Source organism: Terribacillus sp. FSL K6-0262, from assembly GCF_037977385.1.
GTDB lineage: Bacteria > Bacillota > Bacilli > Bacillales > Amphibacillaceae > Terribacillus.
This window is the reverse complement of record NZ_CP150277.1, coordinates 2,040,163-2,052,944: the sequence shown is the minus strand read 5'-3', so window position 1 is coordinate 2,052,944 and position 12,782 is coordinate 2,040,163. Positions and strand designations below refer to the sequence as shown.

Annotated in this window: 9 protein-coding genes; 3 read left to right on the top strand and 6 right to left on the bottom strand. The window is 48.7% G+C overall.

Features of this window, described 5'->3' with window-relative positions:
* Window positions 1-108: 108 nt before the first annotated feature.
* The 6 genes from gudD to MHI54_RS10580 all read right to left on the bottom strand — a co-directional run bounded on the left by gudD (window position 109) and on the right by MHI54_RS10580 (window position 8,841).
* Window positions 109-1,473, bottom strand: coding sequence for a glucarate dehydratase (gudD, locus tag MHI54_RS10605; protein ID WP_340081447.1), 1,365 nt, complete (start codon window positions 1,471-1,473; stop codon window positions 109-111).
* 19 nt (window positions 1,474-1,492) lie between these two features.
* Window positions 1,493-2,812: an MFS transporter gene (locus MHI54_RS10600; RefSeq protein WP_095214462.1), complete on the bottom strand. Its 1,320-nt coding sequence runs from the start codon at window positions 2,810-2,812 to the stop codon at window positions 1,493-1,495.
* A 110-nt stretch (window positions 2,813-2,922) separates the two neighbouring features.
* On the bottom strand, window positions 2,923-4,389 hold the full coding sequence (gene gucD / locus MHI54_RS10595) for an alpha-ketoglutaric semialdehyde dehydrogenase GucD (protein WP_095214442.1): 1,467 nt from the start codon (window positions 4,387-4,389) through the stop codon (window positions 2,923-2,925).
* Between the two features lie 3 nt (window positions 4,390-4,392).
* Entirely contained in the window at window positions 4,393-5,337 is a 945-nt protein-coding gene (gene kdgD, locus MHI54_RS10590; protein ID WP_095214443.1) for a 5-dehydro-4-deoxyglucarate dehydratase, read from the bottom strand.
* A 484-nt stretch (window positions 5,338-5,821) separates the two neighbouring features.
* Window positions 5,822-6,688, bottom strand: a complete 867-nt coding sequence (locus tag MHI54_RS10585; RefSeq protein ID WP_340081446.1) for an SDR family oxidoreductase — start codon at window positions 6,686-6,688, stop codon at window positions 5,822-5,824.
* Window positions 6,689-6,783: 95 nt separating this feature from the next.
* On the bottom strand, window positions 6,784-8,841 hold the full coding sequence (locus tag MHI54_RS10580) for a beta-galactosidase (protein WP_095214445.1): 2,058 nt from the start codon (window positions 8,839-8,841) through the stop codon (window positions 6,784-6,786).
* A 168-nt stretch (window positions 8,842-9,009) separates the two neighbouring features.
* On the opposite strand from MHI54_RS10580, the gene MHI54_RS10575 reads away from it, so the two are divergent.
* Genes MHI54_RS10575 through MHI54_RS10565 form a run of 3 tightly spaced genes read left to right on the top strand, consistent with a single transcriptional unit; the run spans window position 9,010 to window position 12,717 of the window.
* Window positions 9,010-10,182: a galactokinase gene (locus MHI54_RS10575; protein ID WP_095214446.1), complete on the top strand. Its 1,173-nt coding sequence runs from the start codon at window positions 9,010-9,012 to the stop codon at window positions 10,180-10,182.
* A gap of 13 nt (window positions 10,183-10,195) precedes the next feature.
* A complete protein-coding gene (gene galT / locus MHI54_RS10570) occupies window positions 10,196-11,689 on the top strand; it encodes a UDP-glucose--hexose-1-phosphate uridylyltransferase (protein WP_340081445.1) in 1,494 nt (497 codons plus the stop codon).
* Entirely contained in the window at window positions 11,686-12,717 is a 1,032-nt protein-coding gene (locus MHI54_RS10565) for an aldose epimerase family protein (protein ID WP_095214448.1), read from the top strand. The genes galT and MHI54_RS10565 overlap by 4 nt, the downstream gene beginning before the upstream one ends.
* The last annotated feature ends 65 nt before the right edge of the window (window positions 12,718-12,782 follow it).

Sequence of the window (12,782 nt, the reverse complement as noted above, 5' to 3'; positions counted from 1 at the left end):
CATGTCCAACACCTTTAATATGTTATAAACCTATGATACTGGGAATGGAACGAAATTACAAACGCATGCAAAAGAGCCGCCCAGCTAAAAAGACGGCTCCATGCTCCTTCATCGTACAAGGCAAGGCTTCTTATTATCGAATTTCCAATTCCGGATCAAATATTGCATTGCGATAGCATCGTCCCGAGCACCAAGCCCCATCGATTTATAGAGCTCATGCGCCTTTTCCACTTCTGGCATATCGATCTCGATACCAAGTCCAGGCTTATCCGGCACGCCCAGCTTCCCTTCGGCTATCTCGTATGGTTCCTTCGTCAGTCTCTGTCCATCCTGCCAAATCCAATGCGTATCGATAGCGGTGATATTTCCTGGGGCTGCTGCTGCAACATGGGTGAACATAGCCAGCGAAATGTCAAAATGGTTATTGGAATGCGATCCCCAAGTGAGTCCCCATTCATGACATATTTGCGCAACTCGCACAGAGCCCTGCATCGTCCAGAAGTGCGGATCGGCAAGCGGAATATCAATTGCCTGCGCCTGGATGGCATGCCCCATCTGGCGCCAGTCCGTCGCAATCATATTCGTCGCCGTCGGGAGCCCGGTGGCTCTCCGGAACTCCGCCATGATTTCCCTGGAGGAATAACCATTCTCTGCTCCGCACGGATCCTCTGCATATGCCAGGATGCCATGCTTACCTTTGCAAAGACCAATGGCTTCATCCAGGGACCACGCACCATTGGGATCGAGCGTGATCCGGGCTTCCGGGAATCTTTTTGCCAGCGCCTCGATTGCCTGGATTTCTTCTTCACCAGCCAAGACGCCGCCCTTTAGCTTGAAGTCCCGGAATCCATACTTCTCATATGCTGCCTCAGCCAGACGCACAACCGCTTCCGGCGTCAGCGCTTCTTCATTCCGCAAACGGAACCAATCCCATTTGGCATCCGGCTCTTCCTTGTAAGCCAAGTCCGTCTGCTTGCGATCGCCGATGTAGAACAAATAGCCGAGCACATCCACTTCACTTCGCTGCTGTCCTTCCCCTAACAGCGCAGCCACCGGAACTTGCAGGAACTTGCCGAGCAAGTCAAGAAGTGCCGCCTCCAGTGCTGTCACAGCATGGATCGTTGTACGCAAATCGAAGGTCTGCTCACCCCGGCCGCCTGCATCCTGATGGCCGAATTGCTGTCTCACTTGATTAAGGATGGCTTGATAAGAGGCAATCGACTCGCCTATAACCAATGATTTCGCTTGTTCAAGCGTCTGTCGGATCTTTTCCCCTCCTGGTACCTCCCCGGCCCCGACAGCACCCATTGTATCCTTAAGGATGACGATATTACGTGTAAAGTACGGACCATGCGCACCGCTCAGATTGAGCAGCATGCTGTCACGGCCGGCAACCGGAATCACTTGCATCTCCGTAACGGATGGTACATTATGGGACCTTTCAGCACTTATATTCGCTGTCATTTGATTCATCTTGCAATCCCCTTCCGATTTATTTTGTTGGCGCTTTCAACTCCACGCGTTCGATCTTTCCAACGATGAATAAATAACTCAGTATGGCAATAAGCGCATTGGCACCGACAAAGACAAGTGCACCGTTGAAAGAACCTGTCGCATTGACGATGTAGCCGATGATGATCGGCGTCGTGATCGAAGCGATGTTTCCAAATGTATTGAATAACCCGCCACTGACACCTGCAGTCTGCTTCGGGGATGTATCGGATACGACTGCCCAGCCCAATGCCCCAAAGCCTTTGCCGAAGAAAGCAAGCGACATGATGACGACGACAAGCCATTCAGCATCCACATAGTTACAGATGATCATGCTGCAGGAAAGCAGCATTCCAATGATGATCGGTGTTTTGCGTGCGATGGTCAGGGAAAACTTCTTACGGAGAAGGAAATCCGAGAACATCCCGCCAAGGATACCTCCCAGAAAACCGCATATCGCCGGCAGGGATGCAATGAACCCAGCCTCCAGTATGGACATGCCGCGCCCTTGGACCAGATAGACAGGGAACCAAGTCAAAAAGAAATAAGTCAGTGTCGTTATACAATATTGCGCAATGTAAATGCCGATCAGCATCCGTTTCTGCAGCAATTGTTTAATGAATGGCCACTGGGATTGTTTCTCCTTCGAATCTGTATCTTCCTTCTTTTGATCCATATCGATTACGCCGCCGCCAGCTTCGATATAGTCTATTTCCGCCTGATTGGCCCTTGGGTGCTCGCGTGGATTTCGGATGACCTTCAGCCAGACAATTGCCAAGGCAATCCCGATGGCTCCCATTACGTAAAAGACGGATTCCCAGCCGAATCTATATGTCAGCCAGCCCATCAATGGGGAGAAGATGACCAAGGCAAAATACTGCGCGGAGTTGAAGATGGCCGATGCCGTCCCGCGCTCCTTGCTCGGGAACCATGCTGCCACTACCCGGCTGTTTCCCGGAAAAGATGGCGCTTCGGAGAACCCGACCAGGAAACGGAGTGCAAACAGGATGATGATTGCCGTTCCGCCCGCAAAGAATCCGATTGTACCCTGCAGCAATGTGAATATCGACCAGAACAATATACTCATTCCGATAATAAGCTTGGATCCGAACTTATCGAGCAATATCCCTCCAGGTATCTGCCCGATTACATAAGCCCAGCCGAATGCGGAGAATACATATCCCATACTGACTGCATCCAGGCCAAGATCCGACTGCAGGGCATCGCCTGCAATGCTTATCGTAGCTCGGTCAGCGTAGTTGACAGACGTGACCAGGAACAACATTAAAACGACAAACCAACGAACCTTCGTTCTTTTCATCTGAACATCGTGCAGGTTATCTCTGATTTTATCCATATCGTTCATTCCTCCGCCGCTTTATTGTAAGCGTTGTCAATAGTGGGTACAGGAAAAGGGCAGCATGCAGCCCTTTAGCCTTTGACAAAAACAGTCTTGATGCTCGTAAAGAATTCCTTTGCTGCCTCTCCCTGTTCCCTGGAATGAGAGCTGGACTGCTTCATCCCGCCAAATGGAGCTTGCAGCTCCACGCCCGCACTTTCGGCATTCACACGGACAAGACCCGCTTCGATATCCTCTGCAAACTGCAGGAAACGCCCGATATTCTTTGTGAAAATGGAGGCACTCAGCCCAAACTTGACATCATTCGCTATAGCTATCGCCTGTTCCTCGGAATCCACTTTGATCAAGGCGATGACAGGGCCGAAAATTTCCTCCTGGGCAATCACCATATCATTGGTTACGTCTTCAAAAATGGTCGGCTGGACGTAATAGCCTTTTGCGTAATCCCCATCTGTCAGCCGTTCTCCGCCAAGGATAAGCTTCGCACCTTCGTCCATCCCTTTTTGAATATAATGAAGGCAGTTTTGCAGCTGGGCTTCGCTTGCGATCGGTCCGAGCCACACATCCTGCTCGAGGCTGTTCCCGATGGTGATTTCCTTTGTCTTCTCAAGCAGCCTATCCCGGAATGCATCATATATCGGCGCTTCAACGATGACCCTGCTTGTTGCCGTACATTTTTGCCCTGTGGAACGGAAAGCACCGCTGATCGTGGCATCCACCGCCTGCTCGATATCTGCATCGGCAGCAATGATGACTGGGTTTTTCCCGCCCATCTCGAGCTGATACTTGGCACCTCGCCCCAACGCTGTCAACCCGATACCTTTACCGACATGATTTGAACCAGTAAATGTAATGCCATGTACCTTCGGATGCTCAGCCAATCCTTTCCCGATGACAGATCCCGCACCGGTAACCAGATTGATGACGCCTTTCGGGAAACCGGCTGCTTCAAAGCATTCGATTATTTTGATGGCCGTGATCGCTGTCTCGGATGCCGGCTTGAATACAACCGTATTACCATAAACAAGCGCAGGAGCCATCTTCCAAATCGGAATTGCAACCGGGAAGTTCCAAGGCGCAATGACACCGACGACCCCCAAAGGAACTCGAGTCGTATACATGAAGGCACTCGAATCTGTCGATGGAATGACATCACCAGTCTTCCGCATCCCTTCCCCTGCATAATATTTCAGGATGGCAATTCCCCGCTGCGTTTCACCGCGAGCTTCCGGCAATGTCTTTCCCATCTCTTTTGTTGCCGTTTCTGCAATTTCTTCAGCTCGTTCTTCCAATACTGCCGCCGCCCGATAAAGAAAATCGCCTCTTGCTGCGCCTGACAGGCTTCTCCATTCCTTCCTTGCTGCATCCGCCGCTTCCACCGCTGCTTCCAAATCAGCTTTTGCGGAGCTCTGAATACGGCCGACAGGATTGCTTGTATCTGCGGGATTGATGACGGTGATCTGTTCTGCTGATGCCGATTCCTGCCATTCACCATTGATAAAGTTACGATATACATTCGTTGTTATATTTGTCGCCATGTATTAGCTCTCCTTCATCTCTGTGATTTTCTCCTTGCGCGGATATTTTTCCAACGCTTTCATCAGAATCTTTTCCATTTCGTTGTAATGTTCCTTTGTAACAGGTACGACTGGAGGGCGCACATATCCTCTTGTCTGCAAGCCGATGATCTCCATGCCTGCCTTGATCAAAGAAACTGCATAGCCTTTGCGCTGTTTGCGTATGCTGTTGATCGGCAAGATGACATCGGCATATAAATCATCCAACGTATCCTGGTCCCCAGCCAGCAGCGCCTCATAATACATACGGGAGATATGCGGGATGTAATTCGAGATGGCCGAGGAATATGTCTTGATTCCGAGCGGCAGATACGCAGGCATTGTCACTTCCGCCATCGGCATACCATTCAGGAAATCCAATCTCCCTTTGAATTCCTGCGTCAGGCAAATATTCAAGTCCATATCCCCTACTCCATCCTTTATGCCCTTCAATTGAGGGTAGCCCGTCAGCCGCCTTACAGTGTCGATGGAATAAACTGCATTATCCCTTTGATAAAGAATCGCATCCAATGTCGGGGCACTGTCAAATATTTCTTTCGCATATTCATAAAGCCCTTCCTGCTCTCCATGAATCAGATAAGGCGGCAGCAGCAAATAACCCGCTGCACCTTTCTCGGCAGATACAGAAGCAAGATCGATAGCCGTCCGCAGATTCCCGCCAACTCCTGTATAAATCGGCACTTTGCCTGCTGCCGCTTCCATAGCCGTATCCAGCATCAGTTCGTACTCGGCTTTCTCCAAGGATTGGAACTCACCTGATCCGCAAGCAATATAAATGGCATCCAGACCTTCCTCCACGAGAAAATGTACATTCTCGAATAATGCTTGCTCATCGAGTCTTCCATTGTCGGTGAATGGTGCTACTGGAAAACCGAGAATGCCTTTAGCTATTCCTTTTGATTGTCCCATTGCGTACCTCCTCAAGTAAGCGTTATCAATTCCGTTTGTTTAATTGTATTACAAATAGACAAAAGTTCAAATATCTTTTTATGTATCGGAAATGACCGAAAAAATAGTGATAAAAGACAAGTAATGAACCAAACTGAACGCTGTCAGTCTTACAATAAAATACAGCATAAAAAAAGGGACCTTATCCCTAGTGATCTTCCCTTCTCCAACATCCAATTTAATTGTCAGAATAAAAAAAGAGCCCTGGGCTCTTTTTAAACAAAGCATACCGCTTATATGAAATTTCACGCCAAGATTTTTTCAGGCCATAACCTTACAGGACAGCCCTCAAGCTGAAGCATGGCTAGCCTGTTTGCTGCAATATATCTCTTCATTCCGGATGAAAGCTGGCAATCGATCCCGTAATCCTTTTATCGAATTGGTCATGGATATGCCCCTTGGAAGACAAAACGAAGACCCCATCCAGCGGACGGGGCTTCATCCATCAGGAGGAAGTATAGGATCCTCCATTGATATGGATGGCTTGACCGGTCATATAAGAGGCTTCATCCGATGCAAGCATCACATATGGCCAAGCATGCTCGGAAGGCTGCCCCGGGCGTCCCATCAGGCTGTCCTGACCGAACTGTTCAATTTTATCCTCGCCGATGGTGGCCGGGATGAGCGGCGTCCAGACCGGGCCTGGAGCGACGGAATTGGCACGGATTCCTTTTTTGATAAGACTTTGGGCGATACTGCGCGTCCAAGCCGTGATGGCGCCTTTTGTCGCGGAATAATCCATGAACATCGGGTTGCCTCGGTAAGCATTGATGGAAGACGTGCTGATGATCGAATCTCCGGCTTTCATGTGACGCACAGCTGCTTTCGTCAGATAGAATTGGGAGAAGAAGTTGACACGGAATACTTCCTCGAACTGTTCGGACGAAATCTCCAGAACATCTTCCCGTACATATTGGATGGCTGCGTTATTGACAAGGATGTTGATTTTGCCGAACTCCTCCACTGTTTTCTCGACCAAGCTGATGCAATGCTCCTCATCCTTGATATCGCCTGGAAGCAGCAAGCAGCGTTTGCCTTCCGCTTCCACAAGGCGTTTGGTTTCTTCGGCATCCTCCGTTTCATCCAGATAGGAAATCGCGACATCTGCGCCTTCCTTGGCATAAAGGATCGCGACAGCACGGCCGATACCAGAGTCCCCGCCTGTAATAAGCGCAGCTTTCCCTTCCAGCCTGCCAACACCTTTATAGTCAAGCGGCTGATGCGGCAGCGGCTCCATCTCGGCTTCCATACCCGGCTGGCGATCCTGCTGGTGTTTACTGGTCTTTCCGTTCATCATATCTTTCGGTTCCATGAAAATGTCTCCTTTGCATTATGATTGATACAGTACCTTTCCACATCGGCAATGTGATGAAACGTGAACCGAAAGCCGCGCTCCCTCCGCAAACGCTATCGCTTATGGAGACGAAGCACCTTCACCTCATAAGGATTCAACCGGATTCCCCCTGAAAGGTGTCCTCCATCCAATACATCCTCATACACCTGATCCAGCTCTATGTCTTTTTCTCCTTCATTGAAATTCAAAACAAACACAAACAAGGATTCCGCATTGGACCGCACCTGGATGGAAACCCCGTCCTGCTTTGCAATACCGACTGGCGGAAAGATGCGTCCCTCACTCAGCAATCGTCCATAAAAGTCCTCTTGGAAAGCATCCTCCAATCTTCCGCCGATGTAATAAGCGACGCCTTTTCCATATGCATGCTCCGTGACAGCCGGGGTTCCTGCATAGAAATCTTCTGCATAGGTACCGATTGCTGCGGCTCCGGAAAGTTCGAGGATCGTGGCGTAATCCTTCAATTCATAATGCTTCCCTTCATACGTCACTTCATTGCGGTCACGTGGATAAAGGGTGTCCGTTTCCAATGGATGTATGCCAAAAACATCTGCAAGTTTTTCATGCCAGGCTCCCTTATGCACCAAATCGTGCTCATTTACAACACCGCTGATATACGTCATGACGAGCTTACCGCCATTTTTCACAAATACTTCAAGCTTTTCTGCTGTCTGATCATCCATCATATAAAGCATCGGGACGACCAGCAGCTTATATCGGGAGAAGTCATGATCTTTCATGATGACATCCACTGGTATATCACGCTTCCAAAACGGCCGATAATGAGCATGCATTGTCTGAATGTACTGCTTGGTATCCAGGCCGTATCCTTGAGCATCCTCTAACGCCCAATCATTTTCCCAATCATAAAGCAATGCTGTTTCCGCTTTTCGATGCGCTCCCTTCAGGGCAGCTAATTTTTCCATTTTCCTTCCCAATGCAGCCACTTCTTTGAATACGCGATTCTCCGGTGATCGGTCATGATCGACGACAGCCCCATGAAACTTTTCTGTGGAACCTCGGGATTTACGCCATTGGAAATAGAGGATACTATCCGATCCATGGGCCAGCATTTGCATGGATGCCAGTATATGCATGCCAGGACGCTTCGCTTTATTCACAGAATGCCAATTGACCATACTGGGCGTATTTTCCATCAGGAGGAATGGCTGATCCTTCATCGTCCGATATAGATCATCTATGAAGCCCACCTTCATAGCCAGCTCCGCTGTTGTTTCCCAGTCATTATGCCAAGTTGGATAAGCATCCCAGCTGATGATATCGATTTTTTTGGCTAGTCGATTGTAATTCAATCCCCGGAATGGTATCAAATCTGGTGTATCAGCCATGAAATTCGTTGTTACAGGAATATCCGGCGTGATTTCCCGGATGGGGAGCAATTCATTTTCCAAGAACCTGACAGTCTGATCCGTCACGAACCGCCGCCAATCCAAGCGCAGCCCATGGACGCCATCCTCCCCATATGGAGAAGGGGATTCCACCTGCTCCCAGTCCGTGAGCGTATGACTCCAAAATGGTCCCCACCACGCATCATTCAAGGCTTCCAGATCTCCGTCATAGCGCTCTTCAAGCCATTTCCGAAAAGCAGTCTGGCAGCGTTCGCAATGACAATCGCCGCTGTATTCATTGGATATATGCCACAGCAGCAAAGCTGGATGCTCCCCATATCTTTCCGCCAGTTTGCGATTGATGTTCCGGGTCTTCTCCAAGTATGTCGGCGAACTGAAACAATGGTTATGCCTGCCCCCGTGCAGCTGCTTGATCCTCGCGGCATTCACCCGCAGGACATCCGGATATTTTTTGGACATCCAGGCAGGACGTGCACCGCTTGGTGTAGCTAAAATCACTTTCCCTCCGAAAGAGTGGATATCATCGAAGATCTTATCCAGCCATTTGAACTCGTACACACCTTCCTCCGGTTCCAATGCACTCCAAGCAAAGATACCAACCGAGAAAGTATTTGTGTGTGCCAATTGCATCAGCTCCATATCCTCTTTCAGGACATCGGGATATTTCAGCCACTGATCTGGGTTATAGTCACCGCCATGCAATAAGAATGGTGCTCTCAGTACTGGTTTTATTTGCGTCATGTCTGTACCCCTTCCAAATTAAGGTAAGCGCTTCCAATCTATTAGTACGCCATCTCGATACATTCTCCTGCCCCGAAACAAGTATTCCTTGCACCTCTTGCACGCATATAGTAAACTATCCGTAACTTAGTTAATTAAATTAATAAAGTATGACGAGGAGGCTTCATGATGACGACTGTCCCGAATTTGACGGCTTCATTCCAAGAAATCTTTCAAACCACCAAAACACCGCGGCAATTCTTTGCACCTGGCAGGATCAATCTGATAGGCGAGCACACCGATTATAACGGCGGCCATGTATTTCCAGCAGCCATCTCCTACGGCACCTATGCTTTAGCGGCAAAACGTACGGATAACTTACTTAGATTTTATAGCATGAACTTCTCTGAAAGCGGTATCATAGAACGATCTTTAGATGATCTCATCTACCGGGCGGAAGATGATTGGGCGAATTATCCGAAAGGTGTACTGCTTTATCTGCAGCAGGCCGCCGGGAAAATAACTTCCGGAATGGATATCCTTTTCTATGGTGATATACCGAACGGCGCCGGTCTTTCCTCTTCCGCTTCCATCGAGCTGGTCACCGGTGTATTAGCAGATCGAATGTATGATCTTGGGATGGATAGGGTTCGGCTCGTTCACCTGGGGCAACGTGTGGAAAACGAATATATCGGCGTCAACAGCGGTATCATGGATCAATTTTCCGTGGGGATGAGCAAGCAAGGACACGCCATCCTGCTGGACTGCAGCACATTGCATTATGAGCATGCTCCCATCGATCTGTCCGAGCATGTCATCTTGATTGCCAATACGAATAAGCAGCGTACATTGGCCGGCTCCAAATATAATGAACGCCGTTCGGAATGTGAAGCAGCCCTGAGGGATCTGCAGCAAGAATTGCAGATTGACAGCCTTGGGGAACTCACACCGCATGCCTTCGAACAGTACTGCAGATTAATCAAGGATCCCATCCATCTCAAACGCGCACGTCATGCTGTGTACGAGAACAGCCGGACGATGGAAGCCTTGAAAAGTCTTCAAAAGCATGACTTGGCTGCATTCGGGGAATTGATGAATGATTCGCATCGATCATTGCGGGATGATTATGAAGTAACCGGAAAGGAACTCGATACTATCGTGGAGTCGGCCTGGGCGCATGAGGCAGTCCTCGGGGCGCGGATGACAGGAGCAGGATTCGGCGGATGTGCCATTGCCCTTGTGGAAAAGGATAGAGTGGATGATGTGAAGAAAAGCATCCAGGAGCATTATAAAAATGAAATCGGATATGAGGCAACCTTCTATACCGCAACCATCGGCGATGGCGCAAAGGAATTAGCATAAAGGAAGTGTTCATATGATTTATTCGGATATCGAAGCTTTATTGGAATTGACATGCAAGGAAGGTTTAATCAAAGAGCGCGACATCATCTATGTGCGCAATCAAGTGATGCATTTGCTGAAGATGACAACGTATCCGCAACATAAGATTTTGACGAGCTCCGGTTCGGTACCGGATCTGTTGGAGAGGATCATCGATTATGCAGTGAAGGAAGGGATCATCGACCATATCCTGGATGAGAAGGAGATGCTTGCAGCTTCCATCATGGATTGCTTCATGCCGCGCCCTTCCACTGTCCAAACCTTATTCGACAGCTACTATAGGCAATCACCTGAGCAGGCGACGGACTACTTCTACAGCCTGAGCAAGAACAGCAACTATATTCAATTGAATCGGATCAAAAAGAACATATCATACAAGACACATACGGAATATGGCGAGATGGACATCACCATCAACTTGTCCAAACCCGAGAAGGATCCGGAACAAATCAAGCGGGAGCGTTTATCCAAGCAGGATGCTTCCTATCCCGCATGTGTACTCTGCAAAGAAAATGAGGGCTATGCCGGCAGGATCGGCTACCCAGCTCGATCGAATCACCGCGTCATCGAGATGTCGCTGGGAGATGAAAAATGGCTGTTCCAATACTCGCCTTATGTTTATTACGATGAACACAGCATCGTTCTCTCGGAAGAACATAGGGAAATGAAAATAAATACGGATACTTTCTGCCGGCTGCTTGAATTCGTGGATAAGTTCCCCCACTACTTTATCGGATCGAATGCCGATTTACCGATTGTAGGCGGCTCCATCCTCTCCCACGATCATTATCAAGCAGGGCGTTATACCTTTGCCATGACGAATGCCAAGGAACGGTACACTTTCCCTATTCAAGCACACCCTGATGTGAGAGCTGCCGTACTCAAATGGCCGATGGCAGTCATTCGGCTCCAGTCAAGCGACAAACAGAAATTGATCGACGCTGCGGACAGTATCCTGGCATTTTGGCGTGATTACGATGATGAGGATGCGCTTATTTTATCGCATACAGAGGATACGCCCCATAATACAATCACTCCGATTGCCAGGATGCGAGATCAACAATATGAGATGGATTTGGTCCTCCGCAATAACCGGACATCAGCCACTCATCCATTAGGTATTTTCCACCCGCATGCAGATGTGCATCATATCAAGAAAGAGAACATCGGACTGATCGAAGTAATGGGGCTGGCAGTGCTTCCGCCGCGCCTTAAAGCGGAGCTGGAGGCGATCGGCAAATACCTTGCGGGAGAAGCAGATGAGGTAGATCCCGCACACGAGCAATGGGCCCAAGAGCTGCGTAAGACACACGGAATTTTGCATAATAAACAATATGCGGAAGAAGTCGTCCAAAAAGAGCTCGGCAGAAAATTTGTCCGTGTATTGGAAGATGCCGGTGTCTTCAAGGATGATGCCGCCTTCCAGCGCTTTATTACAAAACTAAATCAGAAAGTGGTGCCTTCATGATAAAAAAGAATTCGCTGCAGAATGGATGGGAATTATTTTCGGTGACCAACAAAAATGGCATGAAAATGGAAGTGCTGAATTTCGGGGGCATCATCACTTCCTTGGAAGTCCCCGACAAGGATGGGAAGCTGGAAAATATCGTGCTCGGATATCGTGATCTGGGGAATTATGAAGATAATCCCAATTACTTCGGGGCTATCATCGGCCGGGTGGCAGGACGGATACAGAATTCCCGATTTGAATGGAACGGCAAGACATATCAGCTGGACGCAAACGAAGGCAAGCATCATCTTCATGGCGGGCCCAGCGGCTTTCATCAAGTCCTTTGGAAGGTGGAGCCCTTCGAAAAAAATCAAGCGAGCGGTCTGCAGCTCTCTTACACGAGTGCGGATGGTGAAGGCGGCTATCCCGGGAATTTGCAGGTGACAGTCACTTATACCCTTACAGATGATGACAGGCTGATGATCCTTTATGAAGCAACAAGTGATGAAACAACACCAGTCACGCTGACTAATCATACGTATTTCAATCTGAGCGGCAACTTGAAAAGAAACATTGCCAAGCAGCAAGTAAGGCTCGACAGCGACAAGTTTACGGAGTTGGACAGTGAACTGATCGCTACCGGCAGATGGCTTGAAACTGCTGGTACGCCTTTCGACTTACAATCTTTCAAGCCATTGGAGGATGTATTCAGCGCACCACATGAACAGATTCGCATTGCCGGGGAAGGTATCGATCATTATTTCTTATTCTCCGATGGGGAAAAGCCAAAGGCAGGTCTTTACGATCCGGAAAGCGGAAGACTTATGACCATCGACTCGAACCAGCCGGGTCTTGTTCTATATACGGGAAACGGCCTGGACGATAAGCTTGAATTAAAGGAACGCAAGTCGGAAAAGTATCTGGGGATTTGTTTTGAAACACAAGCTTTCCCTGCTGCTTTGCAGCATACCGGATTTCCAAGTATCAAATTAAAGCCCGGCGAAACATATAGGAAAGAAACCTCCTTTTCCTTTTCCGCCGATTGATCAGCTAACTGACAGCCAGTCATATGACCGGCTGTTTTTTTATGTGAATATACCCGTAACTTTAT

Excerpts from the sequence above, each read along its gene's own strand:
- MHI54_RS10565 (WP_095214448.1), top strand. The coding sequence starts at position 11,686 with ATGATAAAAAAGAATTCGCTGCAGAATGGATGGGAATTATTTTCGGTG.
- galT (WP_340081445.1), top strand. The coding sequence starts at position 10,196 with ATGATTTATTCGGATATCGAAGCTTTATTGGAATTGACATGCAAGGAA.
- MHI54_RS10580 (WP_095214445.1), bottom strand. The coding sequence starts at position 8,841 with ATGACGCAAATAAAACCAGTACTGAGAGCACCATTCTTATTGCATGGC.
- MHI54_RS10600 (WP_095214462.1), bottom strand. The coding sequence starts at position 2,812 with ATGAAAAGAACGAAGGTTCGTTGGTTTGTCGTTTTAATGTTGTTCCTG.
- gucD (WP_095214442.1), bottom strand. The coding sequence starts at position 4,389 with ATGGCGACAAATATAACAACGAATGTATATCGTAACTTTATCAATGGT.
- MHI54_RS10585 (WP_340081446.1), bottom strand. The coding sequence starts at position 6,688 with ATGGAACCGAAAGATATGATGAACGGAAAGACCAGTAAACACCAGCAG.
- gudD (WP_340081447.1), bottom strand. The coding sequence starts at position 1,473 with ATGAATCAAATGACAGCGAATATAAGTGCTGAAAGGTCCCATAATGTA.
- kdgD (WP_095214443.1), bottom strand. The coding sequence starts at position 5,337 with ATGGGACAATCAAAAGGAATAGCTAAAGGCATTCTCGGTTTTCCAGTA.
- MHI54_RS10575 (WP_095214446.1), top strand. The coding sequence starts at position 9,010 with ATGACGACTGTCCCGAATTTGACGGCTTCATTCCAAGAAATCTTTCAA.